Annotated in this window: 15 protein-coding genes; 5 read left to right on the forward strand and 10 right to left on the reverse strand. The window is 68.7% G+C overall.

Annotated features, from left to right (window positions below):
• Positions 1-9: 9 nt before the first annotated feature.
• From PVT71_RS23095 to PVT71_RS23105, 3 genes are read right to left on the reverse strand one after another with little or no spacing between them, the layout of a single operon-like run.
• The gene (locus tag PVT71_RS23095) at positions 10-1,482 is read right to left on the reverse strand and encodes a haloacid dehalogenase-like hydrolase (RefSeq protein ID WP_353475865.1); all 1,473 of its coding nucleotides are present in this window, start codon (positions 1,480-1,482) and stop codon (positions 10-12) included.
• Positions 1,479-2,504 (reverse strand): glycosyltransferase family 8 protein, encoded by a 1,026-nt coding sequence (locus tag PVT71_RS23100; RefSeq protein ID WP_353475866.1) that lies wholly within the window; start codon positions 2,502-2,504, stop codon positions 1,479-1,481. The genes PVT71_RS23095 and PVT71_RS23100 overlap by 4 nt, the downstream gene beginning before the upstream one ends.
• Before the next feature lie 27 nt (positions 2,505-2,531).
• Positions 2,532-4,283 carry a hypothetical protein gene (locus PVT71_RS23105; protein WP_353475867.1) on the reverse strand — a complete coding sequence of 584 codons (1,752 nt, stop codon included), beginning with the start codon at positions 4,281-4,283 and terminating at the stop codon, positions 2,532-2,534.
• Between the two features lie 394 nt (positions 4,284-4,677).
• On the opposite strand from PVT71_RS23105, the gene PVT71_RS23110 reads away from it, so the two are divergent.
• From PVT71_RS23110 to PVT71_RS23120, 3 genes are all read left to right on the forward strand, one after another.
• On the forward strand, positions 4,678-6,189 hold the full coding sequence (locus PVT71_RS23110) for an oligosaccharide flippase family protein (protein ID WP_353475868.1): 1,512 nt from the start codon (positions 4,678-4,680) through the stop codon (positions 6,187-6,189).
• A gap of 306 nt (positions 6,190-6,495) precedes the next feature.
• Complete coding sequence (locus PVT71_RS23115) at positions 6,496-7,851, forward strand: sugar transferase (RefSeq protein WP_353475869.1); 1,356 nt, start codon at positions 6,496-6,498, stop codon at positions 7,849-7,851.
• A gap of 26 nt (positions 7,852-7,877) precedes the next feature.
• The gene (locus PVT71_RS23120) at positions 7,878-8,936 is read left to right on the forward strand and encodes a UDP-glucuronic acid decarboxylase family protein (RefSeq protein ID WP_353475870.1); all 1,059 of its coding nucleotides are present in this window, start codon (positions 7,878-7,880) and stop codon (positions 8,934-8,936) included.
• A 234-nt stretch (positions 8,937-9,170) separates the two neighbouring features.
• Here the strand turns inward: PVT71_RS23120 and PVT71_RS23125 are convergent, their stop codons facing one another.
• Positions 9,171-9,845 carry a response regulator transcription factor gene (locus PVT71_RS23125; protein WP_353475871.1) on the reverse strand — a complete coding sequence of 225 codons (675 nt, stop codon included), beginning with the start codon at positions 9,843-9,845 and terminating at the stop codon, positions 9,171-9,173.
• A gap of 261 nt (positions 9,846-10,106) precedes the next feature.
• On the opposite strand from PVT71_RS23125, the gene PVT71_RS23130 reads away from it, so the two are divergent.
• Positions 10,107-10,793 (forward strand): acetyltransferase, encoded by a 687-nt coding sequence (locus tag PVT71_RS23130; RefSeq protein WP_353475872.1) that lies wholly within the window; start codon positions 10,107-10,109, stop codon positions 10,791-10,793.
• Between the two features lie 529 nt (positions 10,794-11,322).
• Here PVT71_RS23130 and PVT71_RS23135 read toward each other — a convergent pair.
• Genes PVT71_RS23135 through PVT71_RS23155 form a run of 5 tightly spaced genes read right to left on the reverse strand, consistent with a single transcriptional unit; the run spans position 11,323 to position 16,148 of the window.
• Complete coding sequence (locus PVT71_RS23135; RefSeq protein ID WP_353475873.1) at positions 11,323-12,486, reverse strand: DegT/DnrJ/EryC1/StrS family aminotransferase; 1,164 nt, start codon at positions 12,484-12,486, stop codon at positions 11,323-11,325.
• The gene (locus tag PVT71_RS23140; protein ID WP_353475874.1) at positions 12,483-13,481 is read right to left on the reverse strand and encodes an SDR family NAD(P)-dependent oxidoreductase; all 999 of its coding nucleotides are present in this window, start codon (positions 13,479-13,481) and stop codon (positions 12,483-12,485) included. Before PVT71_RS23140 ends, PVT71_RS23135 begins: the two co-directional genes overlap by 4 nt.
• A complete protein-coding gene (locus PVT71_RS23145) occupies positions 13,478-14,626 on the reverse strand; it encodes a DegT/DnrJ/EryC1/StrS family aminotransferase (protein WP_353475875.1) in 1,149 nt (382 codons plus the stop codon). Before PVT71_RS23145 ends, PVT71_RS23140 begins: the two co-directional genes overlap by 4 nt.
• The gene (locus PVT71_RS23150; RefSeq protein ID WP_353475876.1) at positions 14,623-15,642 is read right to left on the reverse strand and encodes a Gfo/Idh/MocA family oxidoreductase; all 1,020 of its coding nucleotides are present in this window, start codon (positions 15,640-15,642) and stop codon (positions 14,623-14,625) included. The genes PVT71_RS23145 and PVT71_RS23150 overlap by 4 nt, the downstream gene beginning before the upstream one ends.
• Complete coding sequence (locus tag PVT71_RS23155) at positions 15,639-16,148, reverse strand: acyltransferase (RefSeq protein WP_353475877.1); 510 nt, start codon at positions 16,146-16,148, stop codon at positions 15,639-15,641. The genes PVT71_RS23150 and PVT71_RS23155 overlap by 4 nt, the downstream gene beginning before the upstream one ends.
• A 348-nt stretch (positions 16,149-16,496) precedes the next feature.
• Between PVT71_RS23155 and PVT71_RS23160 the strand changes: the two genes are divergently transcribed.
• Positions 16,497-17,594 (forward strand): LLM class flavin-dependent oxidoreductase, encoded by a 1,098-nt coding sequence (locus PVT71_RS23160; protein WP_353475878.1) that lies wholly within the window; start codon positions 16,497-16,499, stop codon positions 17,592-17,594.
• Between the two features lie 21 nt (positions 17,595-17,615).
• On the opposite strand, the gene PVT71_RS23165 is transcribed toward PVT71_RS23160, so the two are convergent.
• Positions 17,616-18,125, reverse strand: coding sequence for a flavin reductase family protein (locus PVT71_RS23165; protein ID WP_353475879.1), 510 nt, complete (start codon positions 18,123-18,125; stop codon positions 17,616-17,618).
• Positions 18,126-18,172: the final 47 nt, after the last annotated feature.

Genomic DNA, 18,172 nt, shown 5'->3' on the forward strand with positions numbered 1-18,172 from the left:
GGTCTGGTCTTACCTGTCGATCCGGGCGGCTCCGGCGACGATCCGTTTCAGCTCCCGCCGCGCCTTGAAGGCGTAGAGCCCGAACAGCGCGGCGGTGGGCCAGTCGGCGAGCGCCCGCAGCCCGGTGGTCATGCCGAGGCAGACCGCGAGCAGGACGAAGAACAGCAGGCGGATGGTGTTCAGCGGCAGGGCCCAGGCCTCGGTGTCCCCGATTCCCCTGCGCGCGCCGAGCCCTGTGCGATAGACGAAATAGGGGACCCATTTCTCGACCACGTAGGCCCCCACCGCCGCCGCCGTGATCGGGGCGACCGGCAGCAGCGCGGCGAAGGCGCCGCCCCGCGCCAGCTGCAGTGCGGCGAAGGGCCAGACCCGTGTCGTCTTGTCGAGCCGGTTGAAGCCGAGAAAGCAGAGGTAGACCGCCGCGAGGACCGCCGCCCAGATGGCCGCCGCGCCAGGGAAGGCCGGGCCGAAGGCGGTCACGGCCCCGACGCCCGCCAGCCCCGTGACGACCGCCCAGACCCAGGGCGCCGCGCGGTGCCGGGCAAGCTCGCTGGTGCGGAAGGCCGGGCTCAGCTGCGGGTCATGCTCGTGCTTCGCGCCGACCAGGTCGTTGTCGACGTAGCCCTGCTCGTAGACCGCCCAGAACGAGACCAGCAGCGCGCCGATCCCCGCGAGGTGCAGCGCGGGCAGCGGGGCCAGCGATACGGTGCAGAGGACCCAGATCAGCAGGTCGTCCTGCAGGATGCTGCGCCGGATGTAGCCGCTCCCGGGCCGCTTGACGGTCGAGAGATACCTGCCGGGGTAGTAGACGTCGGCGAAGGCGGGCCGAAAGCACGCCCCGGGCCAGACCGTCAGCGCGCCGCGCCGAGCCTTCGCGAGCAGCTCGAGGTCATCGGCGGAGTCGGTGATCACGAGGCTCTGCCGCACCCGCAGCTCGCCGAGCGCGCGCAGCGCCAGCGCCAGCTTGCCGTCGCGCCGGTCGCGGGGGGCGAAGCTGCGCACGGCGACCAGCTCGCGGTCCGCCATCCCGAGCGCGGCGACGAGCGGCGCGACGGCGGGCCGGAACCCCGAGGTGACGATGGTGACCCGCCTGTCCCGCGCGGCCGCCGCAAGCGCGGCATTCGCGTGGTCCGCCGCCAGCGCCCTCACCCGCCTGCGCCAGAGCAGCCGCGTCCAGGGAAAGAGCAGCAGGATCCCGCAGATCCGCCAGCTGTCGCGCGTCACCGGCCCGCCGGTCCATCGCCAGGGCCGCGCCAGCTCGATCATCCGCAGCAGCGCGAAGGCCGGCAGGCGGGGCCGGGCGGTGTCGATGAAATCCTCGGTCGAGTTGCGCAGGTAGAGCGTCTCGTCGAGGTCGAGGATGACCGGGCCGTCGCAGCCGCGCAGCAGCGCCAGCGCCTCCTCGGGCGTGGTCACGAAGCCGGGCGCTCCCTCGGATCCCGGCAGGCCCTCGTCGTCGGAGGATCGGAAGACCCGGCTCATTTGCTGCCGGCGCGGTCCTTCGCGACCCCGCCGCCGAGAAGCCGCGTCGCCGTCGCGCTAGAGAGCTGCCCGAGCCGCCGCGCCTTGTAGAGCACCTGCAGGTAATCGACCGAGAGCCAGCGGGCGAGGCCGATCCCCGCGGCATGCTCGATCCGGTGCAGCGGCGACTGCGCCGCCGGTCGCTGGCCGCGCCAGGCGGTCTGTTCGAGATGGCGGAAATAGAGCTGCTTCTTCGGCGTGCGGGCCCGGAACTTCCAGGGCTTCTCGGAGCCGGTGAAATGGATGATCGCGGGGTGCTGGCGCGCCTCGAGCGTGGCGTCGAAATCCTCGGGCATGAACCTGCGCCCGACCTGGAACATCCGCGCCTGGATGTTCCAGCGCGGATCGAGCAGGGTTATCCGCCCGGCCAGCACCGCGTTGATCGCGTCCTGATCGTAGAAGCTGAGCCTCTCGTGCTTTTCGCGGATGTAGCCCATGAAGACCTCGGCCATGCCCTCGGCCCGCCAGCGCGCGGCATCGACCACCAGCACGCCGGAATTGACATAGGTGGCCTCGAGCGGGATACCGAGCCCCTCGCGGTGCTCGCGGCGCATGAAGTCCTGCAGGCGCGGATAGTCGGGCGCGGCGGCCAGCAGGGTGTCGCCAAGGTCGGTCTGCCAGAGCTCGCGAATGTCGTCGACCACCACCAGATCGCTGTCGAGGTAGACGAAGCGCGTCACCTCCGGCGGGAGGATCTCGGCCGCCAGCAGGCGCAGGTAGCATTCCTTCGACATGAACTTGTCGACGAAGAGATTGGCGATGGCCTCCCCCTCGGCGACGTGGATCTGGAGCGTGACATTCGGATGCGGGTCGAGGCTTTCATGCAGCCGGCGCTCGCCCTCCGGGTCGCGATCGCAGGTGATGACATGCAGGTTGAGGCGCGACGCGCTGTTGCTGCGGGCAAGCGACACCGCGGCCACGGCGACGTGCTGGAAGTAGCCCGGGTTGGCGCAGAACAGGACGTTGATCGAGGTTTCGGACACGGCGGCTCCTTTCGTTCTGTGCCTGGCTCAGGCGTGTCTCAGGTCTCGGAGCCGCCGCTGCACGCGGCGGCTGAGCCATTCGGGGGACAGGCATCTCACCAGCGTCCTCGGGTCGGTCGGGTCGAGCCTTCCGCGCCTGACGAGATCGGCCCAGGCGGGCATCCGGTGACGCAGCGCCATCGCCTTGAATTCAAGCTCGTTGACCAGCGCGATGCGGTCCTCGAAGCGCTCCGCGGCGTCGGGGTTGCCGAAGGCGAAGGGCTGGAAGAGGTCGATGTCCTCGAATGCCGGGCGCTCCTCCGGCGGCGCCTCCGCGCTGCCGCGCGGCAGCGCGAGGGTCTGGCGGTAGACCTCGGCGAGGGCGGCGCGCCAGGGCACGTCGAAGTTGGTCGTCTCGATCTCGCGACGTGTCGCCGCGCCGATCCGGTCGCGGAGCGCGGGGTCGTCGATCAGCGCCTGCAGGCAGCCGTCGAGCTCTTCCTGCGTCGCGGCGCGCAGCAGGGCCCGGTCGATGCCCATGGAATCCGCCCCCATCACCTCGCAGCCGGGGCCGAAGGGGAAGTAGGTCACCAGCGGCGCCCCGTGCAGCCCGGCCTCGAACAGCGAAGTGTTCGAGGGAAAGGGGAAGGAATCGAGGAAGATGTCCGCCGCGGCAAGGTGTTGCGCCGTGTCCGGGGTCTCGGCCAGCACCGAGACCTGCCCGGGCAGATCCCGCTGCACCCCGCCCCAGTCGACCATCCCGCCCGGGCCGATGACGGTCAGCCGCGCAGAGGGGTTGCGGCGCAGCGTCGTGCGCAGGAGGTCGGGGTAGCTGCGCGTGCCGAAGGCGCGGTACTTGGTGCCGCGCGCGATGCTCAGCAGCAGAACGGAGTCGGGCGCAAGGCCAAGGGCGCGCTTGGCCTCCTCGCGGGTGGCGACGCGGTCGATCCGCTCGAGGCAGAGCGGCAGCAGCAGGTTGCGCGCGGGCGCGATGCCCCGCCGCCGCAGGTTCAGCGCCTGCCCCGAGCGCCGCGTGTTCACCACGCTGGTCGCCACGTTCCGGCCGAGCCAGAACATGTGGTCCGAGTGGTTGAGCAGGATCACCGGCGGCGGCGAGGCCATCCCGCCGAGCGCGATGAAGGGAATGATGTCCATCGAGTTGGTGTGCAGCACGACGAGATCGGCCAAGCGGATCCGGCCCTGCAGCGCCCGGGCCCACTCGACATGGCTGCCGCGGGCCTGGTTGAGCTGCGTCACCTCGCCGCCGGCGGTGCGCACCGCCTCGGTCAGCGCCGCGGGCACCGCGCCGAACTGCCTTGTGAGCGCGACGTCGGACCTGGCGCCGGGGGCCTCGCGGATCCAGCGCCACATCATGCGCACGTGCCCGCCGACCGAGGCGACCTGCGTCGCGACATGGAGAACCCGGAGCCCCTCCCCCGGCTCGGCCCTGCGGGGCGGTGCGGGCGCGTCGCAGCGGGCCGCCGCCGCGCCGAGCCTGCGCAGCAGTTCCTCGATCCGCGGGCTGACGAAGACACCCGGATGCCAGAACACGGCGTGAAAGGCGGCACGTTGCGCCGCGACGGCGGCCTGCGCGAAGCGCCCCCGGGCGAGTTCCGCCTCCGCCGCGTCCAGCAGCGCGCAGAACTCCGTCCAGTTGCGCTGCACGAGCCGCGCGCCCTGCTCGCGCCAGCCGCAGAGCACGTCCGCGTCGAACCGCGGGTCCGTCTGCTGCGCGGGTCTTCCGGCGGCGGGCAGCCCCGGGGCCTGCGGCGGGCCCTCCTGGAAATCGATCAGTCTCAACGCGCGCCGCTCCCCTCCGTGGCCCGTTCGGAGGCCGCCTGCGGACAAGTTTTGCGGCTTTGCCCTGCCCGCGCAATTCTCGCCTTGCGCGCGGCGCGCCCCCCTTTCGGCCAGCGGCCCCGGCACGAGCGGCCGGACGGCAGGGGACTCGCACGGCGCCTCCTCCGAACGTGCGGGGCCCTTCGCCTTTCGCAGCATCGGATGGGCGGAACGCACGAGGCGCGCGGACCGCGGCAACCGCGCCGGCGCCGGGCGCGCGTCCGAAGGGATGAATACGAGCGCCGCCGATGCCCTGCTAGCGTGAAGCCCGGCGCGGCGGCGCCGCTTCCGCCCGTGCAGAGGATGACGTCTTGGACCAGCCAGCCCATTTCGCCCCGCCCGATCGGAGCGCCGCGTGAGCGCCGAGCGGGACACCTCCTCGGGCAGAGCGGTGCGCTGGAGCGTGCTCGCCTCGGTCTCGGAGAAATACGCCTCGCAGGCGATCATGATCGTGACGCTGGCGATCATGTCGCGGATCCTGACCCCGGCCGAGACCGGGCTGTACCTGCTGAGCAACACCATCACCATGCTGCTCGAGAACCTGCGGGTCTTCGGTGTTGGCATCTACATCGTGCAGGAAAAGACCCTCACGCGGCACATCCTGCGCTCGGTCTTCACCTTCTCGCTGCTCATGTCGCTCGCGGTGATCGCGGTCATCTGCCTTTCGGCCGGGGGCATCGCGTCCTATTTCCGCCAGCCCGAGCTTGCGCCACTGCTGCGGATCGCCGTGATCGCCTTCCTCGTCGCGCCCTTCGGCAACCCGGTGATCGCCCTGCTGCAGCGCGAGCTCGCCTTCGGCCCGCTGTCGGTGATCAGCGTCGTCGCCTCGGTGCTCGGGGCGGGACTCACCATCGGGCTCGGCCTCGCGGGGCTCGGCGCGGCGAGCTACGTCTGGGGCTTTGTCGCGACCAGTGTGACGACCACCGTCCTTGCCATCGCCTACCGGCCCGACATGGGCATCTACCGCCTGACCCTGAGGGGGGCCGGGCGCGTGCTCTCGTTCGGCTCGGTCTCGGCCGGCGTGACGCTGCTCAACATGCTGAACGACAACCTGCCGCGGATCGCCCTCGCCCGCCTGCTGGGCATGGATGCGGTCGGCGTCTACGGGCGCACGGTGACGATCTGCCAGCTGCCCGACAGGGCGCTTGCCTCGGCGGTGCAGCCGGTGGTGCTGCCCACCCTCGCCGCCCGGGCGCGGAGCGGCGGCGATCTCAAGACCACCTATCTGGGCGGGCACGCGCTCATGTCGGGCTTCCAGTGGCCGACGCTGATCGTGCTGGCGCTGCTCGCGGATCCGGTCGTGCGCCTGCTGCTCGGGCCGCAATGGGGCGAGAGCCCGCCGCTGGTCCGGCTGATGGCAATCGCCTACATGGCCACCGCCCCCGCCTTCATGACCTTCCCGGTGCTGGTCGCGAGCGGCCGGATCCGCGACACGCTTTACGCCAGCCTGATCTCGCTGCCGCCCTCGGCGGCGGTCGTGATCGTCGCGGCGACCGTCAGCCTCAAGGCCGTTGCCGTCAGCCTGCTGTTCCTCGCGCCGATGCAGATGCTGGTCGCGCTCTGGTTCATCCGCCGCGCCATAGGGATGAGCTGGCAGGAGCTCGCCCGGGCCTCCGCCCGCAGCCTGCTGGTGACGCTCGGCGCCGCGGCGGTGCCCGCGCTCATCGTTCTCCTTTCGCCGCGCGGCTTCGATCTCGGCCCCTGGGAGACCGTCTGCGCCATCGCCGGGGCGGCCGCCGGTTGGGGTGTTGCCGTCCGCCTCTGCAGGCACCCGATCCTCGCCGAGGCGCAGATGATCTGGCAGATGCTGCAACCCCTGACCGCCCGGTTCCGGCGCTTCGCACCCTCCCCGAAGATCGGACAGTGACGCCCTCCCGCCGGGCCGACGCACCCTTCCGCGCCGGGGTGTTCCGAAGAGCCACGCTGCCCGTCGAGCCACACCGATTAGACGAAGCGGCCGCCTGATCTTGGGTCGCGGCGGCGCAGGGCGAAGGCGCCTGCAACCACGGTTTCACCCTTTGAACGCGCCGCTGACCGTTCGGCCAGCTTACCGGGGGGCACGCCGCCCGCCACGCTGCAAGGCACCGCCCGGATCAGACCCTTCCCGCGCCTGCGCGCCCCGGAAGGCGCCGACCGCGACGGAGCCAGGCATGTCACGGTCAAGGACAGAGTGATGAATGTGCAGCCCGACCCAGACCAGCTCCAGAACGCCGAGTTCGCTCCGCTCAATGCCTCGCCGCGCGCGGGGCATCCCGGCTGGAGCACCGCGGCGCTTCTTGCCTCGGACGTCGCCGTCCTGTGCATGATCGTGGGCATCGCGCGCGCAGCCGGTGCCGAGACCGAAGTGCGGCTGCTCGAGCTGAGCGGCGCGGTGCTGATCCTCTTCCGCGCGGGCGCGGGCCTTCTGCCCGGCTTCGGGCTGCACCACGAGGCGCGGCTGCGCAAGGCATTGAGCGCCTGGGCCGGGGCGGCGCTGGTCGGACTGCTGGCGGCGCTCATCGTGAGGGATGCCCTCTGGGCCGACCTGCTGTGGTTCCTGCTCGGCTTCTCGATGGTGGGGCTCGCGCAATCGGCCGCCAGCCGTGCGGTGCGCGGCCTGCTGTCGCGGCACGGTGTCTGGGGAGAGCCCGTGCACCTCGACGGGGATGCCACCGCCTTCGCCGACCTGCGCGACTGGCTCGCGGCCCATCCCGAGATGGGAATGACCCCGGTCGCGGTCGCCAGGACCGCGCGCAAGTTGCTGTGGGTCGATCGCACCCTGCCGGGGCCCGAGACGCTTGCGGCGCTCGGCCAGCGCTATTCCGAGGTCGTGCTGGTGCACGACCTGCCGAAGCTGAACCTCTCGGGGCTGCACCCGGCGGCGCTGGACGGCGGTCTCGGCCTGCGGGTCCGCTTTCCGCACCCGGGGCGCGGCAGCGCGCTGCTCAAGCGGCTGGTCGATCTTGCCCTCACCATCCCGCTGACGCTCATCGCCCTGCCGCTGATCGGCCTCGCGGCACTCGCCATCAAGCTCGCCGATCCCGGTCCCGCCTTCTTCGTGCAGGAGCGCGAGGGGCTCGACGGCAAGCCCTTCGGCACGCTGAAGCTGCGCACCATGTATCTCAAGGCCGACGACATGCTGCAGGAGCTGCTCGCCCGCGATCCCGCGGCGCGCGCCGAGTGGGAGAGCCACTTCAAGCTGCGCGACGATCCGCGGATCCTGCGCGGGATCGGAAAGGTCCTGCGCAGCACCAGCCTCGACGAGTTGCCGCAGCTCTTCAACATCCTGCGCGGCGAGATGAGCCTCGTCGGCCCCCGCCCCTTCCCGCTCTACCACATCGAGGCGATGCCGCCCGCCTTCCGCGCAAGGCGTGCGACCGTGATGCCCGGGCTGACGGGGCTCTGGCAGATCTCCGAGCGCAGCGACGCCGACCTGCGCATGCAGCAGCAGCTCGACGAGCATTACATCGCGGGCCGGTCGTTCTGGGCCGACCTGTCGATTTTCCTGCGGACCTTCGCGGCGGTGTTCCGGCGCGGCGGGGCCTACTGACTGCCCCTGGCGAGAAAGGATCTTCCATGCCGCGCAGCAAACGCATTCTTGTCACCGGCGGCTCCGGGTTCCTCGGCTCCTTCCTCTGCGAGAGCCTCCTGCGCGACGGTCACGACGTGCTCTGCGTCGACAATTTCCAGACCGGCTCGCGCGCGAACATCCGGCATCTGCTGGGCAATCCGAATTTCGAACTGCTCCGGCACGACGTGACCGTCCCGCTCTTCGTCGAGGTCGAGGAGATCTTCAACCTCGCCTGCCCCGCCTCGCCCAAGGCCTACCAGACCAACCCGGTGAAGACGGTCAAGACCAGCGTTCTCGGCGCCATCAACCTGCTGGAACTGGCGCGCCGCACCAACGCGAAGATCCTCCAGGCCTCGACCAGCGAGGTCTACGGCGATCCGGTGGTGCATCCGCAGCCCGAGGCCTACTGGGGCAACGTGAACACCATCGGCCCGCGCTCCTGCTACGACGAGGGCAAGCGCTGCGCCGAGACGTTGTTCTTCGACTACGAGCGCCAGCTCGGGCTCGAGATCCGCGTCGCCCGCATCTTCAACACCTACGGCCCCCGGATGAGCCGGGACGACGGGCGGGTGGTCTCGAACTTCATCGTGCAGGCGCTGCGCGGCGAGCCGATCACGCTCTACGGCGCCGGCGAGCAGACCCGGTCCTTCTGCTACGTGTCGGACCTGATCGAGGGGCTGCGCCTGCTGATGGACGCGCCGGGATCGGCCCCCAAGCCGGTCAACCTCGGCAACCCGGTCGAGTTCACGATCCGGGAACTGGCCGAGCTGGTTATCGAGCTGACCGGCTCGAAGGCGCCGCTTGTGCACCGGCCGTTGCCGAAGGACGACCCGACCCAGCGCAAGCCCGACATCTCCCGCGCCGAGGAGGTGCTCGGCTGGGCTCCGCGGATCGCGCTGCGCGAGGGGCTCGGGCACACCATCGCCTATTTCGACGGCCTGCTCTCGGGCAGGAGCCCGGCGCCCGAAACCGAACAGGCGCTCGCGCCGCCCGGCTTCGTGCTGCAGGCAGGCCGCCCCGGCGCGGGGCGCGCCGGGGGAAATGGCCTCGACCGGAGCGAGTGAGCGATGGGGACGGAGGGTCGCCGAAGCTCTGTGTCTGTCGGTCGACACGCGTGGCCGACCGGGGCAGGCCCTTGGACCGCCCCGATGGGGGGATGTCATGTAATTGGAAATAACGGGGAAGATGTCCTTTCGCCGGGCGGGATCACGGGCGGACGTGTCGCGCGTGATCCCGATTGCCCTGCTTTGCAGTCCTGTCCGTGGAGCCCTTTCGCGATGCCGCGGGGCGGCGGCTCCTCAGGTTTCGGGGAACTGGTCCAGTTCCGCGGTGCCGTTGGCCAGTTCGTTGAGCCGCGAGGCGGCCTGGGTTCTGTTGGTGGCGTTCAGCTTGCGCATGATGTTGCGGATGTGGACCTTGACCGTGCTCTCGCAGAGGCCAAGCTCGAAGGCGATGGTCTTGTTCGCCGCGCCGCGCTGCAGCGCGCAGGCCACGGCCAGCTGCCGCTCGGTGAAATACCGCTCGAGCCCCGGCCGTTCGTGCCGCGCCTCGGTGAGCGCCGCGCACATGGCCAGCATGCTGCGCCGCGGCAGCACCACGCTGTTCGAGGACGAGCCCCGCAACGCAGCGATCAGTTCGCTGGCTCCCGCGCTCGGAGGAATGTAGCTGGCCGCGCCGCACTTGATCGCGGCGCAGGTCGCCATCATGTCATCGTCCCGCGCAAGAACGATGACCCGGCGCTCCCCCGCGCGGGCAATGAAGTCGCGCAATCCCTGCCGGACCTCCCCCGCATCGAGCGGCGCATCTCCGATATTGTAGAGAACCGCCTCTTCCTCGACGTTGGCCTCTTCCGCCTGCTCCCACTCCTCGACCGTGCGGAACATGCGGATATCGGCCCCCGGAAAGGAATTTTCCAGAAGCGCACCAAGAAGTTCCTGCTCCAGGGCGTGGCGCGAGATCATGCTGATCGTCATCTTGCACGCGCTGAAAACGGACGGGCTGGAAGCTACGCACTCCGAGAGCGAGTCACTCTTTCGCCCCCGTCCGGGAACATTCATTTCGCTGAGCATAAATTTCTCCCTGTTTCTCGAAAAACCAGATAACCGGAAATCACTCAACACATTTTGTGGAAATTGATTGCCCAAGCGGGCAGATTGGAAATTAGAAAACTGCCACCACTCAACCAAAATGGTCTGGCACCCCCTGCCAGCCTACTCAAAGGTTCACCCTAGACAATGACGGAATTCAAAGAGAGCCGTCAATTGGCCAAAAGGACACGTCACACCGTGGCAAAACAAGAAGTGATACCTTTAGGGTGTAGCGGCAACCTCCTCGAGATTCTGCACTCGCTGGACAAGGTCTGCCACGTTTCCGCCATCATTGACGATGCTCCGCATCTTCAGGGCCGGGAGTTTCAGGGTATACCGGTTTATCCGTTTGCGCGAACACAAGATTTTCCCGGGGCGAAGTTCCTCTGCCTGATCGGTTCCGCGCGGTCGTTCGCCGCCCGTTCCGACATCATCGCAAGGACCGGCCTGCCCGCGGAACGCTTCGCAACTTTCCTCCATCCCACTGCTTTCGTTTCGGAAATGGCGGAAGTCGGGTGCGGCTCCGTGGCCTATGACGGGGTGCTGGTCACGTCGAATGCACGGATCGGCGAACACGTGCTCATGATGCCGCGCTGCGTGATCCACCACGACGTGACGATCGGCAACTTCACGCTGATTGGCACCAATGTGATTCTCGCCGGGGGCGTCCGGGTCGGCGAGAGCTGCTACATCGGCAGCGGCAGCGCGCTGCGCGACGGAGTCGAAATCGGGGACGGCGCGCTCGTGGGAATGGGCTCGGTGGTCGTTCGAGACGTCGAGCCGGGCAGCATCGTCGCCGGGAATCCGGCACGTCCCTTGCCTCGCCGGACATGAAATGGCGCGGCCCAGGGCATGGAAACTGCGCCGCCTGATGTCCCTGCCGCGCCTGCTTGAAATGGGAGCGCTCAAGAAAGTGGCGATTTTGCAGCAACTTGGTTGTCTGACTTCTGCTGCGTAAACCCCCGACGTCCCCCGGCGGCGAGTCACCCACCGTTATGGCGAAGGCACAGGGGACGGCGAGGGGGGCAAGGTGCAAACGCCCGGCGCCCTTTCGAGGGGCATCACCCGAAAACTCCGAAGCGCGACTCGGGAAATACGAAGGAGGACGATTTTCCTCGACGGGAAAAATAGACCTTTCGGTCTATGCGGAATTGGACAGAACCTGCTTTCGAAAGCTATGGGAAGTCCAGATTGCAGTCCGTAATATAGGGCCTCAAACGGATGTTTTTCAACCTTAGCGGGTATCGCGGAGACGCTCACTTCTGTGGAAAAGAGACGTCAAGAAAATTCGCGAAGACGATTGTCCCAATCGACAGTGACACATTGCCGGCCCAAGAGAGAAATATTGGTCAGTGATCGTCACTCATCCCGCTTTCGCCTGAGGGTATTCGGCGCCAATGGCATTTTCAAGTTCACCGAGAACGATATCCTGATCCTCAGTCGTCATTTGCGCGAATAGCGGGATCAAAATTGCCTTATCCTGCGCAAATTCAGAATTATTCAGTGGAAATCTGACTGGAAGATCCATCTGGGATTCCTCCCGGTGCATATTCATAATCCCGCGCCTCGTGGCAACGCCGGCATCGAGCAATCTTTGCATCACGATCCGCTGATCCAATTCCGGGGAAAGCCTCACCGCATAGCTCTGCCAATTCGACCTGGCCCATGCAGGCTCCCTGGGCGGGGTCACGCCCGGCAGCCCCGCAAGCGCCTCGTGATAGCGCTCGGCCAGCCTGCGCCGCGCGGCGATGATCGACGGCAGGCGCGCCAGCTGCGCGATGCCGATCGCCGCCTGGATGTCGGTCATCCGGTAGTTGTAGCCGCGGACCGGATAGCTCTCGAATATGACAGAACTGCTGCCATGGCGCTCGCGGTCCGACACGGACATACCGTGCTGGCGCCAGAGCCGGAACTTCGCGTCGAGCGCCGCGTCCTGCGTGGTCAGCATGCCGCCCTCGCCCGTGGTGAGGACCTTGCGGGGGTGGAAGGAGAAGCACGCGACATCGCCGAGCGGCCGTCCGATCGGCATCCAGTTCCCGTCGATATTGATTTCCGACCCGACCGCGCAGGCGGCATCCTCGATCACCGGCAATCCGTGATCGCGCGCAATCGCGAGTATCGCGGGCATGTCGCACGGCATTCCGATCTGGTGAACCACGAGGATCGCCCGGGTGCGCGCCGTCACCGCGGCCGCGATGCCCGCGGGATCGATATTGTAGCCCTCGGCCTCGATATCCACGAATATCGGCGTTGCGCCGCACTGCAGAATGGCGTTGGCCCCGGCAATGAAGGAATGGCTGACAGTGATGACCTCGTCGCCATTTCCGACGCCGACGCCTTGCAGGGCCAGATGCAGCGCCGTGGTGCAATTCGACACGGCGCAGGCATGGGCGGCGCCGGTCATTGCCGCGAAGGCCGCCTCGAATTCCGCGACCCGCGGTCCCTGACTGACCCAGCCCGAGAGAACCGCCGCGCTCGCCGCCTCGGCCTCGGCCTCGCCGAGCAGGGGTTTCGCGATCGGGATCATTGCGCCGGCGCCATTTCTGGCAGGTGGCCGCATTCGGCCTGCCACCAGGACACGAGGTCGCTCAGCCCCTCGCGGACGCCGATCTCGGCCCGGAAGCCGAGCTCTTCCTCCGCCGCGCGGCAGAGCGCGAGCCGCCGCGGCACCGGGTTGACCGCGCGTTCCGCCTCGTGGACCGGCGTCAGGTCGCCGCGGCCCATGCATTCGGCGAGCGCCCGCGCCATGCCGAGCAGCGAGGTCTCGGTCTGCGTGCCGACGTTGTAGACCCGGTCCGTCGCCGGGGCCTGCGCGGCCAGCAGGTTCGCCCGCGCCACGTCGCGCACGTGCACGAGATCCAGCGTCTGCAGCCCGTCGCCGAAGATCACCGGCGGCAGGCCCTCCGACACGCGCTGCATCCAGCGCACCATCACCTCGGTGTACTTGCCGTGCAGGTCCATGCGCGGGCCGTAGACGTTGAAGTAGCGCAGCGCCACGTAGTCGAGCCCGTAGGCATCGTGGAAGTTGCGCAGCAGCCCTTCGCCGAAGCTCTTGGCCGCGCCGTAGAGCGTGCGGTTGTCGTAGGGCGGGTCGGTCTCGGGCGTGGGGAAATGCGGGGCAAGCCCGTAGATCGAGGCCGAGGAGGCCATGACGACCTTGCGCACCTTGTGGCGCACGCAGTCCTGCAGCAGGTCGAAGGTGGCCTGCACCATGACCTGCATCGCCTCCTCCGGCTGCTCGGCGCAATGGGTGATGCGCAGGGCCGCCTGGTGGAAGACCACGTCGCTTTCGGCGACCAGCGCCTCCATGGTGCCGCGCTCGCGGATGTCGCCCTCGACCAGCTCGACCCGGCCGCTGCCGAGCGCCCCGGCAAGGTTCTCGGGGCGGCCGCGCACCATGTTGTCGATCACGGTGATCTTGCGCACGCCCGTGGCGAGCAGCTGGTCCGCGATATGCGATCCGATGAAGCCGCTGCCGCCGGTGATGAGGACGCGGGCGTCTTCGAGAATGTCCTTGGTCATCTGGCGACCTCGCTGCGGATGTGGCGGGCTTCGGGGGGTTCGGGTTGCGCGGGGGCGGGGAACGCGTTCACCGCCGCGACCACCTGCGCGATTTCGCCGGGCATGAGCTCGGGGAAGATCGGCAGCGAGAGCGTGGTCTCGGCATAGGCCTCGGCGACGGGGAAGCTGCCGCCGGACTTGATCCGGCCCGCGTAGCCGCGCTGCAGGTGCACCGGGAGGGGATAGTGGACATTGCTGGCGATGCCCGCCTCGGCGAGCGCCTTGCGCAGGCCCTCGCGGTCCGGATGCCGCACGGCGTAGACGTGGTAGACGTGGTCCTCGCCGGCCAGCGGGCTGGCCCGGGTCACCCAAGGCGCGAGCCCCTCGTCATAGGCGCGCGCGACCTCGCGGCGGGCGCTGTTCCAGCCCTCGAGCTGGCGCAGCTTGACGTCGAGCACCGCGCCCTGGATCGCGTCCATGCGGTAGTTGTAGCCGAGCCACTCGTGCTGCGACCGCTCGCGCTGGCCCCAGTCGCGCAGGATCCGCAGCTGCTCGGCCAGCCGGTCGTCGTTCGTGGTGACCGCCCCGCCCTCGCCGGCGGCGCCGAGGTTCTTGCCGGGATAGAAGCTGAAACAGCCCATGTGGCCGAAGCCGCCCGCCCGATTGCCGTCGCGCCGTGCGCCGTGGGCCTGCGCGGCATCCTCGATCAGCCACAGGTCATGCGCCTCGGTGATCCTGCGGATCGCCGCCATCTCGGCCAGCCGCCCGTGGAAATGCACGGGGATCACCGCGCGGGTGCGCTCGGTGATCGCGGGCTCGAGCAGCGCGGGATCCATCGTCAGGGTCAGCGGATCGACGTCGATCAGCACCGGCGTCGCGCCGCAGTAGAGGATCGCCGCCACCGTCGCGACAAAGGTCGCGGGAACGGTGATCACCTCGTCGCCGGGACCGATGCCCGCCGCGAGCAGCGCAAGGTGCAGCGCCGAGGTGCCGCTGCTCACCGCGACCGCGTGGCGCGTGCCGCAATAGGCGGCGAAATTCTCCTCGAAGCGCCGCACCGGCTCACCCAGCACGTAGTTGCCGCTGCGCAGCACCTCGAGCACGGCGCTTTCGAGCTCGTCGGAGATGGAGGCGTTCTGGCGTTTCAGGTCGAGGAACGGGATCATGAGGCCACCTTGAGATCGTTGAGGTCCACGGGATGGCCGCGCAGCTGGCTCGAGCGGGACGCGGCGGTCAGCATCTTCACGATGCGCAGCCCGGCGCCGCCGCCGGTCACCGGCGTGGCGCCTTCCACGATGCAGCGCACGAATTCCTCGACCTCGGTCACCAGCGCCTCCTTGGACGAGAGCGCCGGCGCGTACATGTCGCCCAGCCGGTAGGACACCATGTGCTCGTAGGCGCCGAGCCCGTTGGTCGCGCCGCGGTCGTAGACCCGCAGCTTCTCGCTGGTCTGCATGTCGTCGTAGACCACCATCTTGCGGCTGCCGCCGATCAGCGTCTGGCGGATCTTCACCGGGGCGAGCCAGTTGACGTTGAGATGCGCAAAGGCGCCGCCGTCGTAGTGGATGGTCAGGTGCGCCATGTTCTCGGGACGGCCCGACAGGAACCCCGCCGCACAGGCCGAGATCGACACCGGCGACTGCTCCAGCAGGAAGTCGAGAATGGCGAAGTCGTGCACCGCGAGGTCCCAGATGACGTTCACGTCGCTCTGGAACAGGCCAAGGTTCACGCGGGTGGAATCGTAGTAGAAGACCTCGCCGAGTTCGTCGCTCCGGATCATCCGCTTTATCGCCTGCACCGCCGGTGTGTAGACGAAGGTGTGATCGACCATCAGCAGCAGCCGGCGCCGCGCGGCAATCTCGATCAGCTCCTCGGCCTGCGCCGGCTCGGTGGTCATCGGTTTTTCCACGAGGACATGCTTGCCCGCGAGAAGCGCCGCCCGAGCGATGGGGTAATGGGTCTGCACCGGGGTGGCGATGAACACCGCGTCGACCGCCGGATCATTGACCAGCTCGTCGATCTCCTGGCTCAGCCGCGCCCCGGGATGGCGCAGCGCCGCCCGTCCGAGCGCGTCCGCCGAGCGATCCGCGATCATCTCCACCCGTGCCACGCCGCTCTCGGCGACCGCCCGCGCAAGATTGGGGCCCCAGTAGCCGTAGCCCACGATACCGACCGAGATCATCCCTGTGCCACCCGTGCCTGCTGCGCCGCGTCCCCGGCCCCGTCGGTCCGGCCGACAACCCGCGCCGGAACCCCGGCGACCACCGCGTGCTCGGGCACATCCTCGGTGACGACGGCCCCGGCGCCGACCAGCGAGAAGGCCCCGATCCGCACGCCCGGCAGGATGGTGGCGTTCGAGCCGATCGCCGCCGCGCGCCCGACATGCACCGGCTCGGACAGCCAGTCCTCGGCGGTCTTCAGGCTGCCGTCGGCATTGACCGCGGCCGGGTGGCGATCGTTGGTGAACATGACGCCATGGCCGATGAACACGCCGTCCTCCAGCGTCACCCCCTCGCAGAGGAAGGCGTGGGACGAGATCTTGCAGTTGCGCCCGACGTGGCAGCCGCCCTGGATTTCCACGAAAGGCCCGATCCCGGTGCCCTCTCCGATGGTGCAGCCATAGAGATTGACGAGGTCGGGCTGGAAGATGCGCACGCCGGGCGCCAAGGTGCAATTGCTTATGGGCAAGGGACAACTCCTCTCGAAGCGTGACCGGAAAGCGCCGCCGGACGGCGGCCTTTTCCGAAGGATCGCCGCGAAGACGGGCTTGGACAAATGGTCCGAACGGGTGCCCTTCTTCATCAGAATTCGCGGCGCGCGGCGTGCTCTACACCCTTTGAGCGGCGCGGCATCAATTCGGCCCGGCGCGGACGAAAGGCCCCTGCGCGCGGGTCCGCGACCTGTCCACCCGGGCCGACGCGCGCAAGGGCCCGCACCCGTGCAATCGCGAAATCCGATAACTCTCATCAGAAACTATCGGTATTTCTTTGAGCTGTCCGTGGTCACGATGGGCGCAACCCGATCCGGAGACCGCGAATGAAACTCTCCTTCTTCACCATGCCCATCCACCCGCTCGGCAAGCCGATCGCCCAGAGCCTGCGCGAGGACCGCGAGGCCTTCCTGCTGGCCGACGAGCTGGGCTACGCCGAGGCCTATTGCGGCGAGCACACCACCGACCAGGCCGAGATCATCACCTCCTGCGTCGCCTTCCTCGCCAGCCTCGCCTACGAGACGAAACGGATCCGCCTCGGCACCGGCACGGTCAACCTGCCCAATTCCCACCCCGCCCGCATCGCGGCCGAGGTCGCCATGCTCGACCACATGCTCGAGGGGCGGCTCATCTTCGGGATCTCGCCGGGCGGGCTGATGTCGGATGCCGAGGTCTTCGGCTCCATCGACCAGGACCGCAACGCCATGTTTGTCGAGTGCATCGACATGGTCCTCGACATCTGGGCGGGCAAGGCGCCCTACGATCTCGGCGGGGAGTTCTGGCGTGTCTCGACCGCGCGCACGATGATGCCCGAGATCGGCCAGGGCGAGATCATGCGCCCCTTCCAGGCGCCGCATCCGCCCATCGTCGGCACCGCGGTCGCGCCCTTCTCCAAAGGGGTCACCGCCATGGCCGCCCGCGGCTGGCAGCCGATCTCGGGCAATTTCCTGCTGCCGAAATGGGTCGCGACGCATTGGCCGAACTACGTCGAGGGCTGCACCAGCGCAGGAATCCTTCCGAGCTACGACGACTGGCGCGTCGCCAAGAACATCTGCGTCGCCGACGACGCCGAGACCGCGCGGCGCTACGCCCGCGATCCCGGCAGCCCCTACGTGCTCTACTATTCGCAACTGCTGCGGAAGATGCGCGCCGGGGGCAGGCTCAACCTCTTCAAGGAAGACCTGTCCATGCCCGACGAGGCGGTGACGCTCGACTACGTGCTCGACCGGCTGGTGATCCATGGCGAGCCCGCCTCGGTCGCCGACCAGATCCTCGCGCTGCGCGAGGAGACCGGCCCGTTCAAGCACCTCGTCTACGCCGGGCACGACTGGACCGACCCGGCGCTCGGGCGGCGGTCGATGGTGCTGATGGCCGAGGAAGTGCTGCCGCAATTGCAGGACGCGACCCGCGCCGAGGCCGCCTGACGCCCGGCGCGGCCCGGCGAACTAGAGCGTGCCGCCGAGTTGGGCGAACTGTCCGCGGTGGAAGATCAGCGGATCGCCGTCGCGGGCGTCGATCCGCAGCACGCGGCCGATGTAGATCTCATGGTCGCCGCTCTCGATCCGGGTCTCGGTCTCGCATTCCAGCGTCGCCAGCGCATCGGCGAGCACCGGCACGCCATGCACCCCGGGCCGCCAGTCGACATCGCGGAACTTGTCCCCGCCCGGCCGGGCGAAGCGCAGCGTCGCCTCCTTCGAGGCGGCGCCCATGATGTTCACCGCAAAGCCGGGATGGGCGCGGAAGGCCGGGCGCGACGGCGCGTCCAGCGCAAGGCTCCAGAGGATCTGCGGCGGCTCCAGCGAGACCGAAGAGAAGGAATTGACCACCAGTCCGACCGGCGCGCCGCCTTCGCCGCGGCTGGTCACCACGGTGACGCCGGTCGCGAAACAGCCCAGCACGTCGCGCAACCGCCGCGCGTCGAAGGCGGTGGACAGAACTGCCGAGTGACGTGTCATCGAAGCCTCCTGGCCGGGGTGGATACCTGCAAGGATAGGGTTCGCCG

The sequence above is a fragment of the Salipiger sp. H15 genome, assembly GCF_040409955.1.
In the GTDB taxonomy this organism is placed as follows: Bacteria; Pseudomonadota; Alphaproteobacteria; order Rhodobacterales; family Rhodobacteraceae; genus Salipiger.